The organism is Enterobacter sp. RHBSTW-00318 (assembly GCF_014101375.1).
Classification (GTDB): domain Bacteria; phylum Pseudomonadota; class Gammaproteobacteria; order Enterobacterales; family Enterobacteriaceae; genus Enterobacter; species Enterobacter ludwigii.
Map to the genome: position 1 here is coordinate 4,130,363 of NZ_JABXQH010000001.1, position 23,157 is coordinate 4,153,519.

Genomic DNA, 23,157 nt, shown 5'->3' on the forward strand with positions numbered 1-23,157 from the left:
GCAGGAAAAACCCTATTTTCGCAGAGGAAGGAACGGGGCACAAGATGCGCCCCGTTAATGTTACAGCGATTCATTTAACCAGCTATCAAACGGTGCTTTAGGAACGGCACCGTTAAGCATGTCGATCACTTCACCATTTTTGAAAATCATGATGGTTGGGATGCTGCGAATGCGAAAGCGTGCGCTCAGCTCACGTTCTGCTTCGGTATTGACCTTAACAAAACGCATTTTGCCGCTACGTTCTTCGGCAACATCTTCGAAGACTGGCGCGAAACTACGGCACGGACCACACCACGGTGCCCAAAAATCGACAACCACCGGAAGATCGTCCTTGAGGAGTTTGTCCAGCGTAGCACCCGTAGCGTTGATAACATCGCCATCAAACAGTTCATGGCCACAACGCCCGCATTTCGCACCATCTTCAATCCGATCGTCCGGAATGCGATTAAGAGCCTGACAGTTGGCACATACGGTATTCATAACTAACCTCTGATAGAGCCGTGGGACAGCGGCAGAATGCCGATAATGTTTCTAATATGTTACATATTATCATTCAGCCTGTTTGAAACGACAATGCGTTTTATTCAATGAGAACAATAGTCACAGGCTTTTGTACGAATTTATGGCTATGAGCTTGCACATCGGGTAATCTGCGCGCTTCGCGCAGCGCTGGTGGAGAAAAGCATGAACGACGAAATGAAAAACAAAAGCGGCAAGGTCAAAGTGATGTATGTCCGCAGTGATGATGACTCTGATAAACGCACCCAAAATCCGCGTACCGGAAAAGGTGGCGGGCGTCCGGCGTCTTCTCGTGCAGACGGTGGCCGTCGCCCCGCCCGCGATGACAGAAATAACCGCGGTGATGACCGCAAACGTGATGACCGCAAGCGTGACGATCGCAAACGCGATGATTTCTCGCGCGAGGGTTCATCCCCCTGGCGTACCGTTTCTCGCGCCCCTGGTGATGAGGCGCCTGAAAAAGCCGATCACGGCGGCATCAGCGGGAAAAGCTTTATTGACCCGGAAGTGCTGCGCCGTCAGCGTGCAGAAGAGACCCGAGTCTATGGCGAGAACGCCTGCCAGGCGCTGTTCCAGAGCCGTCCTGAGTGCATCGTTCGCGCATGGTTTATCCAGAGCGTAACCCCGCGCTTTAAAGAAGCGCTGCGCTGGATGGCGGCAAACCGTAAAGCCTACCATGTGGTGGATGACGCTGAGCTGACGAAAGCATCAGGCACTGAACACCACGGTGGCGTGTGCTTCCTGATCAAAAAACGTAACGGGACTACCGTACAGCAGTGGGTTAGCCAGGCGGAAGCCGATGACTGCGTGCTGGCACTTGAAGATGTGGGCAACCCGCATAATCTGGGTGCAATGATGCGTAGCTGCGCGCACTTTGGCGTGAAAGGCGTGCTGTTACAGGATGCCGCGCTGCTGGAATCGGGTGCCGCGATCCGTACCGCAGAGGGCGGGGCAGAGCATGTTCAGCCGATCACCGGCGACAGCGTTCTGGATGCTATTGAGCAGTTCCGTAATGCGGGATATGCCATCGTCACAACCTCCAGCCATGCCGCTACGCCGCTGTTTAAAGCGACACTGCCGCGTAAAATGGTGCTGGTGCTGGGTCAGGAGCGTGATGGCCTGTCGGATGCTGCGCTTTCCAGCGCGGATCTGAGCGTCTCTATCGACGGTACAGGCAATGTTGAAAGTCTGAACGTTTCCGTTGCGACTGGCGTACTGCTGGCGGAATGGTGGCGTCAGAATAAAGCATAAGACTGTGCGTCGGATGTGCCCGCTAACGGGCACATCCGATGCGTTACTCACTCTCAGCCGGTAACACTGGCATCCAGTCAATTGGCGTTTCGCCACGTTTTTCCAGCCACTCGTTCGCCAGAACAAAATGATTACAACCAAAGAAACCACGATGCGCTGACAGCGGTGACGGATGCGGTGCCTTCAGGACATGATGACGCTGCCTGTCGATAATCGCCCCTTTCTTCTGCGCGTGGGAACCCCACAGTAAAAACACCACCCCTTCACGATGCTCGTTGATAAGGCTGATGACTTTATCGGTAAAGGTTTCCCAGCCCAGGCTGGTGTGAGAATGTGCCTGACCGGCACGTACGGTGAGTACCGTATTCAGTAACAGCACGCCCTGGCGCGCCCAGCTTTCCAGATAACCATGCGTGGGCCGGGTAAACCCGGGCACGGTCTTTTCGAGTTCTTTGTACATGTTCAGAAGCGAAGGGGGAATAGCAACCCCAGGACGTACAGAGAAAGCAAGCCCGTGAGCCTGTCCCGGTCCGTGGTAAGGATCCTGGCCGAGGATAACAACTTTCACATCGCTGAGTTCGGTATAGCGAAACGCGTTGAAAACATCTTTTTGTGGCGGATAAATCGTCTGGCCAGACTGCCGCTCTGCCGCAACGGTGCTGAGGGTGTTAATAAAATAGGGCTGCTGTTTCTCTTCTGCCAGCACATCGTGCCAGGTCAACGGTGTCGTCATCTCGCTCTCCTGCGAATCACATTCTGCGCCTAGCTTAACCGCTAAAACCCGGGGTGCAAAATCCCAGGCATAAAATCACCGTAAGTCACTCAATTTATTTTGAATAGATGCGAAAGGAGTTGAGCTGGCAAAGCAATGAAATTGATCTGGAACAATAAAATCAAACCACACTCTTTGTGTGGTTGGTGTTTTTGTTGATTTAAATCAATAAATGACCGGGGTGCGAGTGATATATATACACACAAGAAACAATGGTTTTACCAATTGGCCGCGCGAGGCCGACACCAGTTAATGTAGCCTAAGGGAGGCAACACATGATTACAGGTATCCAGATTACTAAAGCTGCAAATGACGACCTGCTCAACTCTTTCTGGCTGCTGGACAGCGAGAAAAATGAAGCGCGCTGTGTAGTAGCAAAAGCGGGTTTTGCTGAAGATGAAATCGTTCCGGTGAACAAACTGGGCGAAATCGAATACCGTGAAATCCCAATGGAAGTAAAACCGGAAGTGCGCGTTGAAGGTGGTCAGCACCTGAACGTGAACGTGCTGCGCCGTGAAACGCTGGAAGATGCGGTTAAGCACCCGGAAAAATACCCACAGCTGACCATTCGTGTATCAGGTTATGCAGTACGTTTTAACTCTCTGACCCCGGAACAGCAGCGCGACGTTATTGCGCGTACCTTTACTGAAAGCCTGTAAGGTTTCAGTCTCGGGGGTGGAATAAAAAAGCCGGGGTTTTCCCCGGCTTTTTTTTACTCTTCAGTTTTCGTCTCTGGTGCGGCAGAGCTTGGTTTACGGCGCTTACCAATATTCTTGGTATCGCGGTGGCGCTGCTTCACGCGCGGCTTCTCTTTTTCTTTCTCTTTTTTCTCAGCACGTTTTGCGAGCGCTTTTTTAGACGGTTTGCCCGTCATTTTTTCACTTGGTGCACGAGTGGTCGGACGAAGCTCATCAATAACGCGTGCTTTCAGTGGCTCATCGACGTAGCGGCCAATTTTCTGCAGCAGCAGGTAGTCATGCGCTTCGACCAGAGAGATCGCGATACCTTTGCGTCCGGCACGGCCGGTACGGCCAATGCGGTGCAGATAGGTGTCGCCGCTGCGTGGCATATCGAAGTTAATGACGTGACTGACGTCCGGTATGTCGATCCCGCGTGCAGCAACGTCTGTTGCGACCAGCACGTTCACGCGACCATCAGTCAGACGTTTAATCCCTTCGGTACGCTTAACCTGCGCCATCTCGCCTTCGAGATAGCAGTTATTGATTCCGGCATTACGCAGCATTTCAGCCAGTTCATGCACACGCTCGCGCTTACGTACAAAGACGATGGTACGGGTGGCATCGTCCTGCTTCAGCAGGTGCTTAAGTAACTCAACCTTGTGTTCAAGGTTATCTGCACGGTAATACCACTGGTGGATCTTCTTGCGCTCGCGCGTGGACGGCGTCGCGGAAACTTCCACCGGATCTTCCAGCAGGCGCTCTGCGAAGTCTTTGATCGCGTCCCCTTCAAGGGTGGCAGAGAACAGCATCGTCTGGTTACGCCAGCGTGTCTCACCCGCGATATGTTCGATATCCTGCGCGAAGCCCATGTCCAGCATACGGTCAGCTTCGTCCAGAATCAGTGTTTCTACCGCGCGGCAGTCGAAGTTCTCTTCTTTAATGTACTGCAGCAGGCGACCGGTCGTCGCAACGACGATGTCCTGGTTTTCGCTGAACACTTCGGCGTGGTTCATATACGCAACGCCGCCAGTGATCGTGGCGATATCCAGATGGGTATTGGCCGCTAGCTCTCGGGCGTGATCGGCAACCTGCATCGCCAGCTCGCGCGTCGGCGTCAGAATCAAAATACGCGGCGGGCCTGATTTTTTACGTGGAAAATCGAGCAGATGCTGCAACACAGGCAGCAAGTAAGCTGCTGTCTTCCCCGTGCCGGTTGGCGCAGAACCGAGCACATCGCGGCCCTCAAGCGCAGGCGGAATGGCCGCTGCCTGAATGGCGGTCGGGCGTGTAAAGCCTTTGCTCTCAAGTGCATTGAGCAGGCTTTCATCGAGTTCAAGTTCGGAAAAAGTCGTTACAGTCATGTTCTACCTCTGTGTGGGGCGCTGATTATAGACGTTACGGCTGTAATCTTCATCTGTTTGTATGGATATCGCTTTGCGGCCACTTCGCTTTCCCCTATGCTACTCCAGTTTCACTTAGAAGGTTGCCCTGACATGTCTCAACTCAAAGCGCAGTTGCGCCGCGATGGTTTTACGTTTAAACAATTTTTTGTCGCTCACGATCGCTGTGCCATGAAAGTCGGTACAGACGGTATTTTACTGGGTGCCTGGGCACCTGTCGCAGGTGTAAAGCGTATTCTGGATATTGGGACGGGCAGCGGGCTGTTGGCGCTGATGCTGGCGCAACGTACCGAAGCGCATGTCACCATAGATGCGGTGGAGCTGGATGCGCAGGCGGCGGAGCAGGCGAGTGAAAATGCGGCTGAATCTCCGTGGGCCGCCCGGATTAACGTTGAATGTGCAGATGTGCTCGACTGGACGCCGGAACAAACCGCGCGTTACGACCTGATTGTCAGCAATCCTCCCTACTACGCGCCCGGAGTTGAGTGCGGAACGCCTGAGCGTGAACAGGCCCGTTATACCGGCTCCCTCGACCATAAGGCGCTGCTGATCAGTGCCGCAGAGCTTATTTCAGAAGAGGGGTTTTTCTGCGTGGTTCTGCCAGAAAGCACCGGCAATGCGTTTATTGGCATAGCGCAAGAGATTGGCTGGAAATTACGTTTACGCACCGATATTGCGGATACCGAAGGGCGATTGCCGCACCGCGTGCTGCTGGCGCTCTCACCTAAAGAAGGTGAATGCTTTAACGACCGAATGGTGATCCGTGGGCCAGACCAGCGTTATTCCGAAGATTACACCGCTCTGACCCAGGCGTTTTATCTGTTTATGTGAACCTGCGGGGAGAGGATCGACGGGCCGGACTCGGCCAGCTGATCGGGGTAGTCGAGGGTATAGTGCAAACCGCGGCTCTCTTTGCGCATCATCGCGCAGCGAACAATCAATTCGGCAACCTGAACCAGATTGCGCAACTCCAGCAGATTATTGGATACGCGGAAATTGGCATAATATTCATCGATTTCCTGCTGCAGCATCGTGATACGGCGTAATGCGCGTTCAAGACGTTTCGTGGTCCGCACAATCCCGACGTAGTCCCACATAAACAGCCGCAGTTCGTGCCAGTTATGCTGAATAACGACCAGCTCATCCGGGTTCTCCACGCGGCTTTCATCCCAGGCAGGCAGATTTTCTGTCTGACGGGCGTAAGGCATGCGCTTCGTGATATCTTCCGCGGCAGACCAGCCGTAAACCAGACACTCCAGCAGTGAGTTCGACGCCATCCGGTTCGCGCCATGAAGCCCGGTATAACTTACTTCACCGATAGCATACAGGCCATCCACATCGGTGCGACCATGATCGTCAACCATTACGCCCCCGCAGGTATAGTGGGCGGCAGGCACGATGGGCACCGAATCGCGGGTTAAATCAATCCCCAGACCCAGCAGCTTTTCGTAGATCATCGGGAAATGCTGGCGGATAAACTCTGCCGGCTTATGGCTGATGTCCAGATACATGCAGTCTACGCCAAGACGCTTCATTTCATGGTCGATGGCGCGGGCAACGATATCACGCGGTGCCAGCTCGCCTCTGGGGTCAAAGTCCGGCATAAAGCGGGAGCCGTCAGGGCGTTTCAGGTATGCGCCTTCACCGCGCAGGGCTTCCGTCAGCAGGAAATTACGCGCCTGAGGATGGAACAGGGCGGTCGGGTGAAACTGGTTGAATTCAAGGTTTGCCACGCGACAACCGGCGCGCCAGGCCATGGCGATCCCGTCTCCGGAGGCAATATCGGGGTTGGTTGTATACTGATACACTTTGGATGCACCGCCAGTCGCCAGCACTACGGCCTTCGCCTGACAGGTCTCAACCTTCTCTTTATTGCGATTCCAGACCCAGGCACCCACGACACGACGCGTACCCGGAAGGCCAATCTTGTCGGAAATAATCAGGTCAACGGCATTGCTGCGCTCAAGGACCCGAATGTTAGGATGGCTGAGGGCTTTGCTGACCAGCGTGGTTTCGACTTCTTTACCGGTAGCGTCTGCGGCATGCAGGATACGGCGGTGGCTATGCCCGCCTTCGCGGGTCAGGTGGTAACTCTCTTCACCGTTTGGCTGCACCTGTGTATCAAATAATACGCCCTGATCGATTAACCACTGCACGCAATGACGGGCATTACTGGCCACAAACTCTGCGGCATGCGCATCCACGATCCCGGCCCCGGCAATCAGCGTATCGTCGACATGCGACGCAATGCTGTCTGTCTCATCAAACACGGCGGCAATACCGCCCTGGGCATAAAACGTAGAACCTTCACTTATCGGCCCTTTGCTCAGAACGATAACGCTCTGATGTTCGGCCAGACGCAGTGCCAGGGAGAGACCGGCAGCGCCGCTACCGATGATCAGTACATCACAATGCAGTTCAGGTGTTGTGTTCATGATTTTTGTTTAATTTACTAAACAGTGTTTGGTCAGAATAGCATCCGAATGCGAGATATCGCACGTTTTTTTTGATGTGGGTTGTAACCGCTAAACTCGAGGCGGAGGATCAAAACCACGTAAAAGAAAGAAAATATTTTGCGAAGCAGATCGTTAGCGTCAGATTTTGTGGTGAAATAAAGACTGGGTTGCGTTACTCTTCTGGCGGGAAAAGAGATGTTTCTTGTCATAAAGTGGTGCGTATCGTGAACAGACTTATAATGAGAGAAAATGAACAGTCTGCGGCGCGATGAACAAAAACAAAGGCGTTACGGAACTTATTGAAGATCAGACACTCTAATTCGGTGCTTGCTCAAAGTGCGGTTTTTTAAGAGTGGCGTTTCGATAACGCGTGGAATTTAGGTTTGGGGAGACATTACCTCGGATGAGCGAGCAGTTAACGGACCAGGTCCTGGTTGAACGGGTCCAGAAGGGAGATCAGAAAGCCTTTAACTTACTGGTGGTGCGCTACCAGCATAAGGTGGCGAGCCTGGTTTCCCGCTATGTACCGTCAGGCGATGTGCCTGATGTAGTACAAGAGTCTTTGATTAAGGCCTATCGCGCGCTGGATTCATTCCGGGGAGATAGTGCTTTTTATACCTGGTTGTACCGTATTGCGGTCAATACGGCAAAGAATTATCTGGTCGCTCAGGGCCGCCGTCCGCCTTCAAGTGATGTGGACGCAATCGACGCCGAAAACTTTGAAAGTGGCGGTGCGCTGAAAGAAATTTCGAACCCTGAGAACTTAATGTTGTCAGAAGAACTGAGACAAATCGTTTTTCGCACGATCGAGTCGCTCCCGGAAGATTTACGCATGGCAATTACGTTACGGGAGTTGGATGGTCTGAGCTATGAAGAGATAGCCGCCATCATGGATTGTCCGGTCGGCACGGTACGTTCACGTATTTTCCGTGCGCGAGAAGCAATTGATAATAAAGTTCAACCGCTTATCAGGCGTTGACGATAGCGGGATACTGGAAAAGGTATTAGGCATGCAGAAAGAAAAACTTTCCGCTTTAATGGATGGTGAAACGCTGGATAGTGAGCTGCTCAACGAGCTGTCTCATTCTCCCGAAATGCAAGAGACCTGGGAGAGTTACCATCTCATCCGTGACACCCTTCGCGGTGACACCGGCGAGGTTCTCCATTTCGATATCTCAGCTCGCGTGATGGCGGCCATTGAAAATGAGCCTGTCCGTCAGACCACTCCGCTGATTCCTGAAGCTCAACCTGCGCCTCACCAGTGGCAGAAAATGCCGTTCTGGCACAAGGTGCGTCCGTGGGCCAGCCAGCTCACCCAAATGGGTGTGGCTGCATGCGTATCGCTTGCAGTTATCGTTGGCGTCCAGCACTATAATACTCAGTCTGAAACTAATCAGCAGCCAGAAGCGCCAGTGTTCAACACACTGCCGATGATGGGCAAAGCCAGCCCGGTAAGTTTGGGTGTTCCGGCTGATGCATCCGCCAGCGGCGGCCAGCAACAGCAGGTTCAGGAGCAACGCCGTCGCATTAATGCGATGTTGCAGGATTACGAGTTGCAGCGTCGTCTGCACTCTGAACAGCTTCAGTTTGAGCAGGCACAAACCCAGCAAGCGGCTGTGCAGGTGCCCGGAAACCAAACTTTAGGAACGCAATCGCAGTAATGAAGCAACTTTGGTTCGCCATGTCTCTGATGGCGGGTAGCCTGTTCTTCTCTGCCAACGCCTCGGCTGATGTTTCATCCGGGGCGTTGTTGCAGCAAATGAATCTGGCCAGCCAGTCACTCAATTACGAGTTGGCATTTATCAGTATCAATAAGCAGGGCGTCGAGTCGTTACGATACCGCCATGCCCGTCTTGATAACCAGCCGCTCGCCCAGCTTTTACAGATGGATGGCCCGCGTCGGGAAGTTGTCCAGCGTGGTAACGAAATCAGTTATTTCGAACCCGGTCTGGAGCCTTTCACGCTGAATGGCGATTATATCGTCGATTCTCTGCCATCGCTTATCTACACCGACTTCAAACGTCTTGCGCCTTACTATGATTTCATTTCAGTAGGGCGTACGCGCATTGCGGACAGACTGTGTGAGGTGATCCGCGTTGTTGCCCGTGACGGAACGCGCTACAGCTATATCGTCTGGATTGACGCCGAAACCAAGCTGCCAATGCGTGTAGACCTGCTTGACCGTGATGGTGAAACGCTGGAACAGTTCCGCGTTATCTCCTTTAGTGTGAACAATCAGGTGGGTAATAGCATGCAGAATCTGGCGAAAGCCAGCCTGCCGCCGTTGCTTTCGGTACCGGCGGGTGATTCCGTCAACTTCAACTGGGTTCCTTCCTGGATCCCGCAAGGGTTTAGCGAAGTCTCCAGCAGCCGCCGACAACTGCCAACCATTGAAACACCGGTTGAATCGCGTCTTTATTCCGATGGTTTGTTCAGTTTCTCGGTGAACATTAACCGCGCATCGGCAAACAGTTCTGAACAAATGCTTCGTACCGGACGTAGGACGGTCAGCACCACGGTTCGCGATAATGCAGAGATCACCATTGTGGGTGAATTACCGCCACAAACGGCGAAGCGTATTTCCGACAGCATTAAATTCAGGGCTGCACAATGATTAAAGAGTGGGCTACGGTCGTATCGTGGCAGAATGGCATTGCGCTGGTGAGTTGTGATGTTAAGGCCTCATGCAATAGCTGTGCTTCCAGAGCCGGTTGCGGTAGCCGCGTGCTGAATAAGCTCGGGCCGCAAACCTCGCATACCATTTCCGTGCCAAGCGATCGGCCGCTGATGGTGGGGCAAAAGGTGGAGCTGGGAATTGCAGAAGGTAGCCTGCTCACGTCCGCCATGCTGGTTTATCTCTCTCCGCTGGTGGGGCTGTTTGTTATGGGCGGCGTATTCCAGATGCTGTTTGGTACCGATGTGGCCGCCATGTGTGGTGCTGCATTGGGCGGCGTAGGGGGATTCTGGCTGGCCAAAGCTCTTTCCCCGAAGCTTGCCGCACGCGAAGAATGGCAGCCTGTTATTCTCAGCGTAGGGCTAGCACCCGACCAGCTTCGTGTTGAGACGCTCTCTTCTGAGGCCCGGTGATCCATCGGGCTTTGTCCTTTTTTACGTCCTAAAACAGAAAACGCCATTTCTTCACGCTATACCTGGCGCTAAGTACATTTCCAGGTAACGGGGATGTAGTGTAGAATGCGGCGTTTTCGCACTGAAAAACGTCAGGCTAAGAACAGCGGCCTCCAGGAATTCGTAAGGCATAATTATTTAACTATATGAAGAACATACGTAACTTTTCGATCATTGCTCACATTGACCACGGTAAGTCGACGCTGTCTGACCGTATTATCCAGATTTGCGGTGGCCTGTCTGATCGTGAAATGGAAGCCCAGGTTCTGGACTCCATGGACCTGGAACGCGAACGCGGTATCACCATCAAAGCGCAGAGCGTTACGCTTGATTACAAAGCGGCTGATGGCGAAATCTACCAGCTGAACTTTATCGACACCCCAGGCCACGTTGACTTCTCCTATGAAGTTTCACGCTCGCTGGCGGCCTGTGAAGGCGCGCTGCTGGTTGTGGATGCCGGGCAGGGCGTTGAAGCCCAGACCCTGGCAAACTGCTACACCGCGATGGAAATGGATCTCGAGGTTGTGCCGGTTCTGAACAAAATTGACCTGCCAGCTGCCGATCCTGAGCGCGTAGCGGAAGAGATTGAAGATATTGTCGGCATCGACGCGACCGATGCGGTGCGCTGCTCCGCTAAAACGGGCGTGGGCGTGACCGACGTGCTGGAACGCCTGGTGCGTGATATCCCGGCACCAGAAGGTGACCCGGATGCCCCGCTGCAGGCGCTGATCATCGACTCCTGGTTTGATAACTACCTGGGCGTTGTCTCGCTGGTGCGTATTAAAAACGGCACCATGCGTAAAGGCGACAAAATCAAGGTAATGAGTACTGGCCAGGTTTACAACGCTGACCGTCTGGGTATCTTCACGCCAAAACAGGTTGACCGTACCGAGCTGAAATGTGGCGAAGTAGGCTGGTTGGTCTGCGCCATTAAAGACATCCTCGGCGCGCCAGTGGGCGATACCCTGACCGGTGCACGTAACCCGGCAGACAAAGCGCTGCCAGGCTTTAAAAAGGTTAAACCGCAGGTTTACGCGGGTCTGTTCCCGGTCAGCTCTGACGACTATGAAAACTTCCGTGATGCGCTCGGCAAGCTGAGCCTCAACGATGCTTCCCTGTTCTATGAACCAGAAAGCTCCACGGCGCTGGGCTTCGGCTTCCGCTGCGGCTTCCTTGGTCTGCTGCACATGGAGATCATCCAGGAGCGTCTGGAGCGTGAGTACGATCTGGATCTGATCACCACGGCACCGACCGTTGTGTACGAAGTGCAGACCACCAACAAAGAGATCGTCTACGTCGATAGCCCGTCCAAGCTGCCGCCGCTGAACAATATCGAAGAACTGCGCGAGCCCATTGCAGAGTGTCATATGCTGCTGCCGCAGGAGTTCCTGGGTAACGTTATTACGCTGTGTATTGAGAAGCGTGGCGTACAGACCAACATGGTGTACCACGGTAATCAGGTTGCGCTGACGTACGAAATCCCTATGGCGGAAGTGGTCCTCGACTTCTTCGATCGCCTGAAGTCTACCTCTCGTGGCTATGCGTCACTGGATTACAACTTCAAACGCTTCCAGGCGTCTAACATGGTGCGTGTGGACGTGCTGATCAACGGCGAGCGTGTGGATGCGCTGGCACTGATCACTCACAACGACAATGCGCCATACCGTGGCCGTGAGCTGGTTGAGAAGATGAAAGAGCTGATCCCGCGTCAGCAGTTTGATATCGCGATTCAGGCCGCCATCGGTAACCACATTATTGCCCGTTCTACTGTGAAACAGCTGCGTAAAAACGTTCTGGCGAAATGCTACGGCGGTGACGTCAGCCGTAAGAAAAAGCTGCTGCAGAAACAGAAAGAAGGTAAGAAGCGTATGAAGCAGGTCGGTAACGTCGAACTGCCGCAGGAAGCATTCCTTGCCATCCTTCATGTTGGTAAAGACGGCAAATAACCCTAAGGAGTTGGCATGGCGAACATGTTTGCCCTGATTCTGGTCATTGCTACCCTGGTGACAGGTTTGTTGTGGTGTCTGGATAAGTTTATTTTCGCCCCAAAACGCCATGAACGTCAGGCTGCTGCACAGGCAGCCACTGGCGATGGGCTGGACGCGAAAACCCTGAAGAAAGTCGGCCCGAAACCGGGCTGGCTGGAAACCGGGGCATCGGTATTTCCGGTGCTGGCGATTGTGCTGGTTGTCCGCTCGTTTATTTACGAGCCGTTCCAGATCCCGTCTGGTTCAATGATGCCAACGCTGCTGATTGGCGATTTTATTCTGGTTGAGAAGTTTGCCTACGGGATTAAAGATCCGATCTACCAGAAAACGCTGATCGAAACCGGTCATCCAAAACGTGGCGACATCGTGGTGTTTAAATACCCGGAAGATCCGCGTCTGGATTACATCAAGCGTGCCGTGGGACTGCCGGGTGACAAAGTCACCTACGATCCGGTGGCGAAAGAAGTTACCGTTCAGCCTGGCTGCAGCTCCGGTACCGCGTGTGAAAACGCGCTGCCAATCACTTACTCAAACGTTGAGCCAAGTGATTTTGTGCAGACCTTTGCTCGCCGTAACGGCGGTGAAGCGACCAGCGGTTTCTTCCAGGTGCCCAAAGGCGAGACCAAAGAGGACGGTATTCGCCTGGTAGAACGTAAAGAGACGCTGGGTGATGTGACCCACCGTATCCTCACCGTGCCAATCGCGCAGGATCAAGTGGGGATGTACTACCGGCAGCCGGGCCAACAGCTGGCCAGTTGGATCGTACCACCGGGACACTACTTCATGATGGGTGATAACCGCGATAATTCCGCGGACAGCCGTTACTGGGGCTTTGTGCCGGAAGCGAATCTGGTAGGTAAAGCGACCGCTATCTGGATGAGTTTTGAGAAGCAGGAAGGCGAATGGCCGACCGGCGTTCGCCTGAATCGTATCGGCGGGATCCATTAATTCTCATTAAATGAACGCGTAGCCGCGTTAATTAGCGGCTACGTGAATTATTTCAGCGATAAATCTCTTTGGACTAACGACATCCCCTGTCGTTGTGTATAGAATATTCCCCCGAAGTTTAAGGTTGGCCCTGCAAGGGTGCCACGGCACACGAAACCGCGTTGGTCTTCTCAGGTCGGTTTCGTGTGCTGCATTTTTGACGCATTCATTTACTGGTATCGCATGAACCCCATCGTAATTAATCGGCTTCAACGGAAGCTGGGCTACACTTTTCATCATCAGGAGTTGTTGCAACAGGCATTAACCCACCGCAGTGCCAGCAGCAAGCATAATGAGCGCCTCGAGTTCCTGGGTGACTCTATTTTAAGTTTCGTGATCGCGAATGCGCTTTATCATCGTTTCCCACGTGTGGACGAAGGTGATATGAGCCGCATGCGCGCGACGCTGGTTCGGGGTAATACCCTGGCGGAAATCGCTCGTGAATTTGAACTGGGCGAATGTCTGCGACTTGGGCCGGGTGAACTGAAAAGCGGCGGCTTCCGTCGTGAATCTATTCTTGCCGACACGGTCGAAGCATTAATTGGTGGTGTGTTCCTGGACAGCGATATTCAGACCGTAGAAAAGCTGATCCTTAACTGGTATCAAACCCGTCTGGACGAAATCAGTCCGGGCGATAAACAAAAAGATCCGAAAACGCGTCTGCAGGAATATTTGCAGGGTCGCCACCTCCCGCTGCCATCCTATCTGGTGGTACAGGTGCGGGGCGAAGCGCACGATCAGGAATTTACCATCCATTGCCAGGTCAGTGGCCTGAGTGAACCGGTGGTCGGCACAGGTTCTAGCCGTCGTAAGGCTGAACAGGCTGCCGCCGAACAGGCGTTAAAAATGCTGGAGCTGGAATGAGCGAAGAAAAAACGTATTGCGGGTTTATTGCCATCGTCGGACGTCCGAACGTTGGCAAATCTACCCTGTTGAATAATCTGCTTGGGCAGAAAATTTCCATTACTTCCCGTAAGGCGCAGACCACGCGTCACCGCATCGTCGGTATCCACACGGAAGGCGCCTATCAGGCGATCTACGTTGATACCCCGGGCCTGCACATGGAAGAGAAGCGCGCCATCAACCGCCTGATGAACAAGGCGGCGAGCAGCTCGATTGGCGACGTAGAGCTGGTGATTTTCGTGGTGGAAGGCACCCGCTGGACGCCTGACGACGAAATGGTGCTGAACAAACTGCGCGACGGTAAAACGCCGGTGATCCTTGCGGTCAACAAAGTGGACAACGTGCAGGAAAAAGCCGATCTGCTGCCGCACCTGCAGTGGCTGGGAAGCCAGATGAACTTCCTTGATATCGTCCCGCTGTCTGCCGAGACCGGTCTGAACGTCGATACCATCGCAGGCATCGTGCGCAAACATCTGCCGGAAGCGATTCATCACTTCCCGGAAGATTACATCACCGATCGTTCTCAGCGCTTTATGGCCTCTGAGATCATCCGTGAAAAACTGATGCGTTTCCTTGGCGCGGAACTGCCGTACTCCGTAACGGTTGAGATTGAACGTTTTCAGACCAACGAACGCGGCGGCTATGACATCAACGGCCTGATCCTCGTTGAGCGTGAAGGGCAGAAGAAGATGGTGATCGGCAACAAAGGTGCCAAGATCAAAACCATCGGCATTGAAGCGCGCAGAGACATGCAGGACATGTTTGAAGCCCCGGTTCACCTTGAACTGTGGGTGAAGGTGAAATCAGGCTGGGCCGATGATGAGCGTGCATTGCGCAGCCTCGGTTACGGCGACGACGTCTAAGACTGAACATCGTGGATGGATGGCAGCGTGCCTTTGTCCTCCATAGCCGTCCGTGGAGCGAGACCAGCCTTATGCTGGACGTTTTCACGGAAGAGTCGGGCCGTGTGCGCCTTGTTGCTAAAGGCGCACGTTCCAAACGCTCCGGCCTGAAGGGCGCCTTACAGCCTTTCACTCCGCTGCTGGTACGCTTCGGCGGGCGTGGGGAAGTCAAAACCCTGCGCAGTGCCGAAGCCGTCTCTCTGGCGCTCCCCCTTTCTGGTATCACGCTGTACAGCGGTCTCTATGTCAACGAACTCATCTCACGTGTTCTGGAGCATGAGACTCGCTTCTCTGAACTTTTCTTTGATTACCTGCACTGTATCCAGGCGCTAGCCGGCGCTACCGGTACGCCCGAACCTGCCCTGCGTCGTTTTGAACTGGCGCTGCTCGGACACCTGGGCTACGGGGTCGATTTTTTGCATTGTGCAGGGAGCGGAGACGAGGTAGAGGATGCGATGACCTATCGCTACCGTGAAGAAAAAGGCTTTATCGCCAGCGTCGTGATAGATAACAGCACTTTTACCGGGCGACAGCTTAGAGCGCTGTATGCGCGCGAGTTTCCCGATCAGGATACCCTTCGCGCAGCAAAACGCTTTACCCGGATTGCGCTCAAGCCGTATCTTGGCGGCAAGCCCTTAAAGAGCCGCGAATTGTTCAGGCAGTTTATGCCGAAACGTTAACGTATCAGACCCTCGCTCCAGCCCTCTCACTGAGGGAGAGGGAGGCAGGGACACGAACTAAAATACCGAGGATTGTCATGGCTGAATTACTGTTAGGCGTCAACATTGATCACATCGCCACGCTGCGTAATGCACGCGGCACGGCTTATCCCGATCCGGTTCAGGCGGCGTTCATCGCTGAGCAGGCTGGCGCCGATGGCATTACCGTTCACCTGCGTGAAGACCGCCGTCATATTACCGACCGCGATGTGCGCATTCTGCGTCAGACGATGGACACCCGCATGAACCTGGAGATGGCGGTCACGGAAGAGATGCTGACGATTGCCTGCGAGACGAAGCCGCATTTCTGCTGCCTGGTACCGGAAAAACGTCAGGAAGTGACCACCGAGGGGGGCCTGGACGTGGCGGGTCAACGCGACAAAATGCGTGATGCCTGCAAGCGTCTGGCTGAGGCGGGAATCCTGGTCTCTCTGTTCATCGACGCCGATGTAGCACAGATCAAAGCGGCTGCCGAAGTGGGCGCGCCCTATATTGAAATTCATACCGGCTGTTACGCTGATGCGAAAGACGAAACTACGCAGGCCAAAGAGCTGGAGCGTATCGCCAATGCGGCCACCTATGCCGCGAGCCTGGGGCTGAAAGTTAACGCCGGGCATGGCCTGACCTACCATAACGTCAAGGCCATTGCAGCCCTGCCAGAAATGCATGAGCTGAATATCGGCCACGCTATTATTGGCCGTGCGGTAATGAGTGGCCTGAAAGAGGCGGTCTCAGAAATGAAACGCCTGATGCTGGAAGCGCGTCAGTAATGGCTATTCTGGGCTTAGGCACCGATATCGTTGAAATAGCCCGCATTGAAGCGGTGATCGCCCGTAGCGGCGATCGCCTGGCACGACGCGTGCTGAGCGATAACGAATGGGCCATCTGGGAGACGCATCAGCAGCCGGTACGTTTTCTGGCCAAGCGCTTTGCCGTCAAAGAGGCGGCAGCGAAAGCCTTCGGCACCGGTATTCGTAATGGTCTGGCGTTTAATCAGTTTGAAGTGTTTAACGATGAGCTGGGTAAACCGCGCCTGCGTTTATGGGGTGAGGCGCAAACGCTGGCAGAGAAACTCGGCGTAAATCACATGCACGTGACGCTCGCCGATGAACGCCACTACGCCTGCGCGACGGTGATTATCGAAAGTTAAAGTTTGTCCGCGTGATGCAGCAGGACAAACTTATCCCAAAGCTGCTCTTCGCTCTCGACGTGTGCCGGATCTTTCAGGATGGTATTGGGGATTGGGCACACTTTCTGACAGGTCGGCGTTTCGTAGTGGCCGATGCATTCAGTGCAGCGGTCGCTGTTAATCTCATAAATGCTCTCGCCCATCGAAATCGCCTGGTTCGGGCATTCCGGTTCGCACATATCGCAATTGATGCATTTTTTGGTGATTAACAGCGCCATCAGGAAATTCTCAGAAACAACACAAACAGGGCGGGCATTATACGCTCATTACCTGTTCAAACCAGTTTTTTTACCAGCTCTTCACTGTGCCGGATACGCTCTGGCGCGTGCTCCAGATCCTGTTGCACCAGGGCCATAAACAGCAGGTCGGTCAACATCATTTGCGCACTTGTCGAGGAGATCGCCGCGCTGCGCGTAGCCTGCTCTTCCGCGATAGTATATAAACAGCGCGTAGCCCGCTGCTGCAGCGCGTTGGGAGTAAACCCGGTGATGGCCAGAATCTTACCGCCTACGCGTAAGGCTTCATCGGTAGCCATATTGATCTCGCGGCGTTCGCCGGAATAGGAGATCGCCAGCAGCAGATCGTTAGCATCCATCGCCTGCACGGTCGCCAGCAGGGCGTGCATATCCTGCTCGACAATGGCGTTGTAACCTATTTTTGTCAGCTTCCAGCCAAAGTTACGTGCCACCAGTCCGGACGCGCCTATCCCGGTCAAAATAATACGTCGCGCTGCACGCAGCATCGCCACGCTTTCCAGTAATTTTTCTTCGGTATTCACATCAAGGGTGGCATGCATGGCCGCGACATTCTCTTTGATGAGCTTCTCTCCCACCAGACGCATCGGGTCATCGCCACGAATCTGATTATGCACCGGCATCGACTGCGGATTGGGGTTACTCACCAGCGCTTCGCTAATCGCCAGCTTGAGAGCCGGGAAGCCTTTAAAGCCAATCTTCTGGGCAAATTTCACCACGCTCGACTGACTCACTCCGGCCTCACTCGCCAGCTGCTGCGAGCTGAGATGGCGGGCATGGTCGGGCTGAGAGAGCAGAAAATCCGCCAGCTTTTTGTCGCTTTGAGCAAAGCCTGCATAACGCTGGCGAATGCGAATTAAACAGTTCATAGGTTCTCCTGGCGAAATTGTGATTGTCTGCGCAAATACGAATTTTGCTCGCCTGAATGAATTTTATATTCCATTATAGTGAGATTATTATGAATTAAAAATTCTTGAGGTACAAAAGATGAATCTTGGCTCACTTGTTTCTGAAACGCGTAACCCACAAACCATGGATCTGGATGCGCTCAGCACCCTGGAGCTGGTTAACCGTTTTAATCAACAGGATACGCTGGTCGCGCAGGCAGTGAAAGAGACATTACCCGAGGTGGCGAAAGCCGTCGATGCTGCGGCGGAAGCACTGAAGGCCGGTGGTCGCATTATCTACATGGGCGCCGGAACCAGCGGGCGTCTTGGTGTGCTGGATGCCTCTGAATGCCCTCCAACGTTTGGTGTGCCGCACGGTCTGGTGGTCGGGTTGATTGCTGGCGGCCCTGGCGCGCTGCTGAAAGCCGTGGAAGGAGCGGAAGACAACAAACAGCTCGGCGAGAATGACCTGAAGGGGCTAAATCTGACCGCTCAGGATCTGGTTGTTGGGCTGGCGGCTTCCGGGCGTACGCCGTACGTTATCGGCGGTCTGGAGTATGCCAACAAGACGGGCTGCACCACGGTGGCGATTTCCTGTAATCCTGGCTCGCCGATTGCGCAGGTCGCTGCTATCGCTATCTCTCCGGTTGTCGGCCCGGAAGCGTTAACCGGCTCTACGCGTCTGAAATCCGGCACCGCGCAAAAGCTGGTGCTCAACATGATCTCCACTGGCGCGATGGTGAAGTTTGGCAAGGTTTATCAGAACCTGATGGTGGATATGCAAGCGACCAACGTCAAGCTGGTGGACAGAGCCTGCCGTATGGTTATGGAGGCGACGGGAGCAAGCCGCGAAGAGGCGGAAGCGGTACTGAAACAAACCGATCACGATGTTAAACCGGCCATTCTGATGATCCTGAGCGGACTGGACGCTGCGGCCGCCAGAGCAAGGCTCAATGCCCATAACGGGTTCTTACGGGCGGCATTAGAAAACTAACAGAGGCGTGTATGGACAAAACAGCAGCGCTCGCCAGCGATATCCTGCAGGGGATCGGTGGGGAAAAAAATATTCAGCGTCTGGAAAACTGCATGACGCGCGTGCGCGTCGAGGTGCATAACGACGAGCAGCTTGATGTGCCGCGTCTGAAGCAGCTTTCCGGCGTGAGTGGTTACGTTAAACAGGGGCAACAGCACCAGCTGATTGTCGGGCCGGGAAAGGCGGCGCAGGTTGTGGATGCCATGCGTGCGCTGATGGTCGGCGGCGAGAGCGTGGCGATCGACGACGTCGAACGTACGAAGGCGCAGGCAAAGGCCCGATACAAAGCCCCCATGAGCGATGCGCTGCGACAACTGGCCAACGTCTTTATTCCGCTGATCCCGGCGTTTATTGCCTCTGGCTTAATCACCGGGATCATCAATATTCTTAAGCGTCCGGATATCGTAGGGGACTTCGCGACCCAGTATCCTAATTTATTAGGCATTCTCGGGATTTTCGGCAGCGCCGTGTTTGCCATCATGAACATTCTGGTGGGGGTCAACACCGCGAAGGTCTTTGGCGGCTCGCTGGCCATGGGCGGGGTGATGGCAGGTATTCTGTCCAGCCCACAACTGGCGCAGATAACCCTGTTTGGTGAGGCGCTCCAGCCTGGCCGCGGCGGGGTGATTGCCGTGCTGCTGGTGGTCATCCTGATGTGCTGGATCGAGAAGAAACTGCGCACTCTCCTGCCTGGATCAATTGAGCTGATCCTCAATCCACTGTTAACGACGTTAATCACCGGCAGCGTGGCTATTGTGGCGTTACAACCGCTGGGGGGCTGGATCTCTGAGGCCATCGCCCATGGCGCATCGCTGGCTATCGATCGCGGCGGTCTGTTAGTGGGTGCCGTGCTGTCAGGCACCTTCTTGCCGCTGGTACTGACCGGTCTGCATCAGGGGCTGGTGCCTATCCACGTCGAGCTGGTGCAGGCGCACGGTTACAACGCGCTGCTGCCCATCCTGTCGATGGCTGGCGTGGGGCAGGTCGGGGCGGCGATTGCCGTACTGATGAAAACCCGCAACGCGCGGCTGAAAAAAGTGATCAAAGGTGCGCTGCCGGTCGGATTACTCGGAATTGGCGAGCCGCTGATTTTCGGCGTCACGCTGCCGCTGGGGAAACCGTTCCTCGGTGCCTGCCTGGGAGGGGCGGTAGGCGGAGCGCTGATCAGCTACTGGAAAGTGGCAACGGTGATCACCTTTGGGATCTCCGGGCTGCCGCTGGCGCTCACCATCGTGACCGGAAAAGTTATGCTCTATCTGTTAGGCTATCTGGTAGCGGTGATCGCCGGGTTCCTGTTTACCTGGCTGTTAGGATTCAACGATCCAGAGGAGTAAGGTTTGGCAAATCACGAGCGTCGCGTTGTTTTTTTCGACCTGGACGGTACGCTGCATCAGCAGGATATGTTTGGTACGTTTATGCGCTACCTGCTGCGGCGTCAGCCTTTGAATGCGCTGCTCGTATTACCACTCTTACCCGTTATTGGCATTGCGCTGTTGCTAAAAGGTCGGGCAGCGCGCTGGCCAATGAGCCTGTTGCTCTGGGGCTGTACCTTTGGACGCAGCGAAGCGCGGCTTAAACAGCTTCAGCAGGATTTTGTGCACTGGTTTCGCGGGCATGTGACCGCGTTTCCGGTTGTTCAGGCAAGGCTCACCAGCTATCTCGACGCGAACGATGCCGACATCTGGTTGATTACCGGATCCCCGCAAGCGCTGGTGGAACAGGTCTATTATGATACCCCGTGGCTGCCGCGGGTGAATCTTATCGCCACGCAAATTACCCGCGGCTACGGTGGATGGGTACTGACCATGCGCTGCCTGGGACATGAAAAGGTGGTGCAACTGGAGAAGCGAATCGGTACGCCACTGCGTCTTTACAGCGGCTACAGCGACAGCAAGCAGGACAACCCGCTGCTCTATTTTTGCCAGCATCGCTGGCGCGTCACGCCCGCAGGCGAACTTCAGCAACTCGAATAGTCTTATCTATAGCGGGTGTGTATAATGCCGCCCGCTTTTAGACTGGAGTATCAACCGTTGTGCAACCCTGAACGCGATCATGAATACTGGATGCGCCATGCGCTTACGCTTGCCCAGCGCGCCTGGGACGAGGGGGAAGTGCCCGTGGGTGCTGTGCTTGTCCACAATAACCAGGTGATAGGGGAAGGGTGGAACCGCCCGATTGGCCGTCACGATCCGACTGCGCACGCTGAAATCATGGCCCTTCGTCAGGGCGGGATGGTGCTGCAAAACTATCGTCTGCTTGATACCACGCTGTATGTCACGCTTGAGCCGTGCGTTATGTGTTCCGGCGCGATGGTGCATAGCCGTATCGGCACGCTGGTCTTTGGCGCGCGGGATGAAAAAACCGGAGCGGCCGGTTCGCTGATGGACGTACTGGGACACCCGGGGATGAACCACCAGGTGCAGACTATCGGTGGGGTACTTGCACCAGAGTGTGCGGGGCTATTAAGTGATTTCTTTCGAATGCGCCGTCAGCAGAAAAAGCAACAAAAGGCAGAATTGAAGTTGTCGGGCGAGTAAGTTCGTCCGGTGCCACCACCGGATAACTCTGGGCCAGCTGATTTGCCTCTGCCGCCTCTTTTTCCTTCTCCAGCAGATAACCCACCAGGCTAATCTGATATTTACGGATATTTTCCACGTAGGCGTAGGCTTCATGCCCGCGCGCGTAACCGTAGGTCAGCTTGTTGTACCACGGCTTCTGGCTCAGCAGCGGCAGGCGCTGTTTTACGTCTGACCAGCTGTCCGGGTTACCTTTCGTTTTCGCCGTCAGCGCGCGCGCGTCAAGCATGTGCGCATAACCCATGTTGTAGGCTGCCAGCGCAAACCAGATCCGTTCCTCTTCAGGCACCGTCTCCGGCACTTTGCCCATCATATCCTGCAGATACCGTGCGCCGCCGCTGATGCTCTGTTCTGCATCGGTGCGGTCGGTCAGCCCAAGGCTCTGAGCGGTATTTTTAGTGAGCATCATTAAGCCGCGAACGCCAGTGGGCGAGGTGGCCTGAGTATCCCAGTGGGATTCCTGATAAGAGATCGCTGCCAGTAATCGCCAGTCGATCTCCTGGGCATACTTCTCAAATAACGGCTGCAGGTCTGGCAGCACACTATCGACTGCGCGCAAGAAGCTTCGGGTGTCGACGTAATCAAAATCGTCACCGTGGCCGAGGTATTTCTCTTCCAGACGCGCCAGCGTACCGTCTTCATTGATGGTGTTGAAGAAATCGAGCATCGCCGCAGAGAGGGTCTGATCGTCATCAAGCTGGCTAAACCAGGTCACCGGCTGTTCGTCTGTCACGTCCAGCGCCACCGCGATTTCGGGGTGCACGCGCTGGAAAAGGCTGATCGCGACCGAATCAGCGATGGTGTAGGGCAGTTTTTTATCTTTTACCTGGTCCAGCAGCTCAGTCGTGCCGAGCTTAGGATCAACCGTCCAGCTCAGGTCCGGGAATTTCTTCTCCTTGAGCTCACGCAGATCGTCAATCACGACGTGACCCGGGGCGATGGTCAACTGTTGTGCATTAATCGCCGCCAGCGTTCGCGGGCGCAGGCTCCCGACCCGGTAGACCAGCTGTTGCGAAACGGAGTAGTAGGTTGGGCCTGGCTGATAGTTCTTGCTGCGCTCGCTGTTGTACACCAGCCCGGCCGCAAGGATATCGGCATCGTTGTTATCCAGGTCATCAAACAGCTGGCTGATATTCTGACGGACGGTAATTTTGAGCTTCACGCCAAGATAGTCGGCAAACTGCTGCGCCAGTTCATAATCCAGGCCAATCGTTTTGCCGTTAATGTCGCTGTAAATCAGCGGCGAGTTGAGGGTACTGACGCGCAATTCCCCCCGCTCCTGTATGGCGGCGATACGGTTTTCGGCTTTACCGAACCAGGGGATGGAAGGCCAGAGGGCCACTGCCAGCAGCAACGTTACAATGCCGATGAGCAGATAATTAATCTTTAATTTTTTCAATTAGTTAATTCTCTGCGACGCCGGGTGCCTCAGTATGCTGTAGCCATGTTAAGAATAAGGTTTGCCATTGAATGAGCGGCATTTTGCGTAAAGTTACGCCACTTGGCAACAAATTA

The 23,157-nt window shown here is 54.4% G+C and carries 25 protein-coding genes; 18 read left to right on the top strand and 7 right to left on the bottom strand.

Annotation, left to right across the window (positions count from 1 at the left end; translation table 11 throughout):
* Positions 1 to 60 precede the first annotated feature (60 nt).
* Entirely contained in the window at positions 61 to 480 is a 420-nt protein-coding gene (gene trxC, locus HV157_RS20400) for a thioredoxin TrxC (protein ID WP_014171226.1), read from the bottom strand.
* Positions 481 to 684: 204 nt separating this feature from the next.
* On the opposite strand from trxC, the gene HV157_RS20405 reads away from it, so the two are divergent.
* A complete protein-coding gene (locus HV157_RS20405) occupies positions 685 to 1,770 on the top strand; it encodes a tRNA/rRNA methyltransferase (protein ID WP_025203443.1) in 1,086 nt (361 codons plus the stop codon).
* Positions 1,771 to 1,813: 43 nt separating this feature from the next.
* Here the strand turns inward: HV157_RS20405 and ung are convergent, their stop codons facing one another.
* Positions 1,814 to 2,503 carry a uracil-DNA glycosylase gene (gene ung, locus HV157_RS20410; protein WP_182268886.1) on the bottom strand — a complete coding sequence of 230 codons (690 nt, stop codon included), beginning with the start codon at positions 2,501 to 2,503 and terminating at the stop codon, positions 1,814 to 1,816.
* Positions 2,504 to 2,817: 314 nt separating this feature from the next.
* On the opposite strand from ung, the gene grcA reads away from it, so the two are divergent.
* Complete coding sequence (gene grcA / locus HV157_RS20415; protein WP_013098327.1) at positions 2,818 to 3,201, top strand: autonomous glycyl radical cofactor GrcA; 384 nt, start codon at positions 2,818 to 2,820, stop codon at positions 3,199 to 3,201.
* Positions 3,202 to 3,254: 53 nt separating this feature from the next.
* Here the strand turns inward: grcA and srmB are convergent, their stop codons facing one another.
* On the bottom strand, positions 3,255 to 4,583 hold the full coding sequence (srmB, locus tag HV157_RS20420; protein ID WP_020882998.1) for an ATP-dependent RNA helicase SrmB: 1,329 nt from the start codon (positions 4,581 to 4,583) through the stop codon (positions 3,255 to 3,257).
* Between the two features lie 132 nt (positions 4,584 to 4,715).
* Between srmB and HV157_RS20425 the strand changes: the two genes are divergently transcribed.
* Complete coding sequence (locus HV157_RS20425) at positions 4,716 to 5,453, top strand: tRNA1(Val) (adenine(37)-N6)-methyltransferase (RefSeq protein WP_032680478.1); 738 nt, start codon at positions 4,716 to 4,718, stop codon at positions 5,451 to 5,453.
* Here HV157_RS20425 and nadB read toward each other — a convergent pair.
* A complete protein-coding gene (gene nadB / locus HV157_RS20430) occupies positions 5,438 to 7,057 on the bottom strand; it encodes an L-aspartate oxidase (protein WP_020883000.1) in 1,620 nt (539 codons plus the stop codon). The genes HV157_RS20425 and nadB overlap by 16 nt on opposite strands.
* Positions 7,058 to 7,481: 424 nt before the next feature.
* On the opposite strand from nadB, the gene rpoE reads away from it, so the two are divergent.
* The 11 genes from rpoE to acpS all read left to right on the top strand — a co-directional run bounded on the left by rpoE (position 7,482) and on the right by acpS (position 16,853).
* Positions 7,482 to 8,057 carry an RNA polymerase sigma factor RpoE gene (gene rpoE, locus HV157_RS20440; protein WP_129318424.1) on the top strand — a complete coding sequence of 192 codons (576 nt, stop codon included), beginning with the start codon at positions 7,482 to 7,484 and terminating at the stop codon, positions 8,055 to 8,057.
* Between the two features lie 31 nt (positions 8,058 to 8,088).
* Entirely contained in the window at positions 8,089 to 8,739 is a 651-nt protein-coding gene (gene rseA, locus HV157_RS20445) for an anti-sigma-E factor RseA (RefSeq protein ID WP_025203448.1), read from the top strand.
* The gene (rseB, locus tag HV157_RS20450; protein WP_014171218.1) at positions 8,739 to 9,692 is read left to right on the top strand and encodes a sigma-E factor regulatory protein RseB; all 954 of its coding nucleotides are present in this window, start codon (positions 8,739 to 8,741) and stop codon (positions 9,690 to 9,692) included. Before rseA ends, rseB begins: the two co-directional genes overlap by 1 nt.
* Complete coding sequence (rseC, locus tag HV157_RS20455; RefSeq protein ID WP_014171217.1) at positions 9,689 to 10,165, top strand: SoxR-reducing system protein RseC; 477 nt, start codon at positions 9,689 to 9,691, stop codon at positions 10,163 to 10,165. The genes rseB and rseC overlap by 4 nt, the downstream gene beginning before the upstream one ends.
* Before the next feature lie 185 nt (positions 10,166 to 10,350).
* Entirely contained in the window at positions 10,351 to 12,150 is a 1,800-nt protein-coding gene (lepA, locus tag HV157_RS20460) for a translation elongation factor 4 (RefSeq protein WP_014171216.1), read from the top strand.
* Positions 12,151 to 12,165: 15 nt separating this feature from the next.
* Complete coding sequence (lepB, locus tag HV157_RS20465; protein ID WP_014171215.1) at positions 12,166 to 13,140, top strand: signal peptidase I; 975 nt, start codon at positions 12,166 to 12,168, stop codon at positions 13,138 to 13,140.
* Positions 13,141 to 13,362: 222 nt separating this feature from the next.
* A complete protein-coding gene (gene rnc / locus HV157_RS20470; protein WP_003860711.1) occupies positions 13,363 to 14,043 on the top strand; it encodes a ribonuclease III in 681 nt (226 codons plus the stop codon).
* Positions 14,040 to 14,945, top strand: coding sequence for a GTPase Era (era, locus tag HV157_RS20475; protein WP_014171212.1), 906 nt, complete (start codon positions 14,040 to 14,042; stop codon positions 14,943 to 14,945). Before rnc ends, era begins: the two co-directional genes overlap by 4 nt.
* Positions 14,946 to 14,956: 11 nt before the next feature.
* Complete coding sequence (recO, locus tag HV157_RS20480; RefSeq protein ID WP_014171211.1) at positions 14,957 to 15,664, top strand: DNA repair protein RecO; 708 nt, start codon at positions 14,957 to 14,959, stop codon at positions 15,662 to 15,664.
* A gap of 77 nt (positions 15,665 to 15,741) precedes the next feature.
* Positions 15,742 to 16,473 (top strand): pyridoxine 5'-phosphate synthase, encoded by a 732-nt coding sequence (gene pdxJ / locus HV157_RS20485; protein ID WP_182268887.1) that lies wholly within the window; start codon positions 15,742 to 15,744, stop codon positions 16,471 to 16,473.
* Positions 16,473 to 16,853, top strand: coding sequence for a holo-ACP synthase (gene acpS, locus HV157_RS20490; protein WP_014171209.1), 381 nt, complete (start codon positions 16,473 to 16,475; stop codon positions 16,851 to 16,853). The genes pdxJ and acpS overlap by 1 nt, the downstream gene beginning before the upstream one ends.
* On the opposite strand, the gene HV157_RS20495 is transcribed toward acpS, so the two are convergent.
* Both HV157_RS20495 and HV157_RS20500 read right to left on the bottom strand, forming a co-directional pair.
* Positions 16,850 to 17,110 carry a YfhL family 4Fe-4S dicluster ferredoxin gene (locus HV157_RS20495; protein WP_020883006.1) on the bottom strand — a complete coding sequence of 87 codons (261 nt, stop codon included), beginning with the start codon at positions 17,108 to 17,110 and terminating at the stop codon, positions 16,850 to 16,852. The two genes, acpS and HV157_RS20495, sit on opposite strands and share 4 nt — an antisense overlap.
* Positions 17,111 to 17,166: 56 nt before the next feature.
* Complete coding sequence (locus HV157_RS20500) at positions 17,167 to 18,015, bottom strand: MurR/RpiR family transcriptional regulator (protein WP_014171207.1); 849 nt, start codon at positions 18,013 to 18,015, stop codon at positions 17,167 to 17,169.
* A gap of 118 nt (positions 18,016 to 18,133) precedes the next feature.
* On the opposite strand from HV157_RS20500, the gene murQ reads away from it, so the two are divergent.
* The 4 genes from murQ to tadA are packed head-to-tail and all read left to right on the top strand — an operon-like array spanning position 18,134 to position 21,603.
* Positions 18,134 to 19,027, top strand: a complete 894-nt coding sequence (murQ, locus tag HV157_RS20505) for an N-acetylmuramic acid 6-phosphate etherase (RefSeq protein ID WP_020883007.1) — start codon at positions 18,134 to 18,136, stop codon at positions 19,025 to 19,027.
* A gap of 11 nt (positions 19,028 to 19,038) precedes the next feature.
* Positions 19,039 to 20,400, top strand: a complete 1,362-nt coding sequence (locus HV157_RS20510; RefSeq protein ID WP_014171204.1) for a PTS transporter subunit EIIC — start codon at positions 19,039 to 19,041, stop codon at positions 20,398 to 20,400.
* A 3-nt stretch (positions 20,401 to 20,403) separates the two neighbouring features.
* Positions 20,404 to 21,039 carry a phosphatidylglycerophosphatase C gene (gene yfhb / locus HV157_RS20515; protein WP_020883009.1) on the top strand — a complete coding sequence of 212 codons (636 nt, stop codon included), beginning with the start codon at positions 20,404 to 20,406 and terminating at the stop codon, positions 21,037 to 21,039.
* A 24-nt stretch (positions 21,040 to 21,063) separates the two neighbouring features.
* Entirely contained in the window at positions 21,064 to 21,603 is a 540-nt protein-coding gene (gene tadA, locus HV157_RS20520) for a tRNA adenosine(34) deaminase TadA (protein ID WP_020883010.1), read from the top strand.
* On the opposite strand, the gene mltF is transcribed toward tadA, so the two are convergent.
* Positions 21,491 to 23,041 carry a membrane-bound lytic murein transglycosylase MltF gene (gene mltF, locus HV157_RS20525; RefSeq protein WP_014171200.1) on the bottom strand — a complete coding sequence of 517 codons (1,551 nt, stop codon included), beginning with the start codon at positions 23,039 to 23,041 and terminating at the stop codon, positions 21,491 to 21,493. The two genes, tadA and mltF, sit on opposite strands and share 113 nt — an antisense overlap.
* Positions 23,042 to 23,157: the final 116 nt, after the last annotated feature.

Coding starts and splice junctions, on each gene's coding strand:
- HV157_RS20510 (WP_014171204.1), top strand. CDS start 19,039: ATGGACAAAACAGCAGCGCTCGCCAGCGATATCCTGCAGGGGATCGGT.
- HV157_RS20425 (WP_032680478.1), top strand. CDS start 4,716: ATGTCTCAACTCAAAGCGCAGTTGCGCCGCGATGGTTTTACGTTTAAA.
- tadA (WP_020883010.1), top strand. CDS start 21,064: ATGCCGCCCGCTTTTAGACTGGAGTATCAACCGTTGTGCAACCCTGAA.
- lepB (WP_014171215.1), top strand. CDS start 12,166: ATGGCGAACATGTTTGCCCTGATTCTGGTCATTGCTACCCTGGTGACA.
- HV157_RS20500 (WP_014171207.1), bottom strand. CDS start 18,015: ATGAACTGTTTAATTCGCATTCGCCAGCGTTATGCAGGCTTTGCTCAA.
- rnc (WP_003860711.1), top strand. CDS start 13,363: ATGAACCCCATCGTAATTAATCGGCTTCAACGGAAGCTGGGCTACACT.
- murQ (WP_020883007.1), top strand. CDS start 18,134: ATGAATCTTGGCTCACTTGTTTCTGAAACGCGTAACCCACAAACCATG.
- nadB (WP_020883000.1), bottom strand. CDS start 7,057: ATGAACACAACACCTGAACTGCATTGTGATGTACTGATCATCGGTAGC.
- rseA (WP_025203448.1), top strand. CDS start 8,089: ATGCAGAAAGAAAAACTTTCCGCTTTAATGGATGGTGAAACGCTGGAT.
- HV157_RS20405 (WP_025203443.1), top strand. CDS start 685: ATGAACGACGAAATGAAAAACAAAAGCGGCAAGGTCAAAGTGATGTAT.
- rseB (WP_014171218.1), top strand. CDS start 8,739: ATGAAGCAACTTTGGTTCGCCATGTCTCTGATGGCGGGTAGCCTGTTC.
- trxC (WP_014171226.1), bottom strand. CDS start 480: ATGAATACCGTATGTGCCAACTGTCAGGCTCTTAATCGCATTCCGGAC.
- HV157_RS20495 (WP_020883006.1), bottom strand. CDS start 17,110: ATGGCGCTGTTAATCACCAAAAAATGCATCAATTGCGATATGTGCGAA.
- grcA (WP_013098327.1), top strand. CDS start 2,818: ATGATTACAGGTATCCAGATTACTAAAGCTGCAAATGACGACCTGCTC.
- rpoE (WP_129318424.1), top strand. CDS start 7,482: ATGAGCGAGCAGTTAACGGACCAGGTCCTGGTTGAACGGGTCCAGAAG.
- era (WP_014171212.1), top strand. CDS start 14,040: ATGAGCGAAGAAAAAACGTATTGCGGGTTTATTGCCATCGTCGGACGT.
- acpS (WP_014171209.1), top strand. CDS start 16,473: ATGGCTATTCTGGGCTTAGGCACCGATATCGTTGAAATAGCCCGCATT.
- pdxJ (WP_182268887.1), top strand. CDS start 15,742: ATGGCTGAATTACTGTTAGGCGTCAACATTGATCACATCGCCACGCTG.
- srmB (WP_020882998.1), bottom strand. CDS start 4,583: ATGACTGTAACGACTTTTTCCGAACTTGAACTCGATGAAAGCCTGCTC.
- lepA (WP_014171216.1), top strand. CDS start 10,351: ATGAAGAACATACGTAACTTTTCGATCATTGCTCACATTGACCACGGT.
- ung (WP_182268886.1), bottom strand. CDS start 2,503: ATGACGACACCGTTGACCTGGCACGATGTGCTGGCAGAAGAGAAACAG.
- rseC (WP_014171217.1), top strand. CDS start 9,689: ATGATTAAAGAGTGGGCTACGGTCGTATCGTGGCAGAATGGCATTGCG.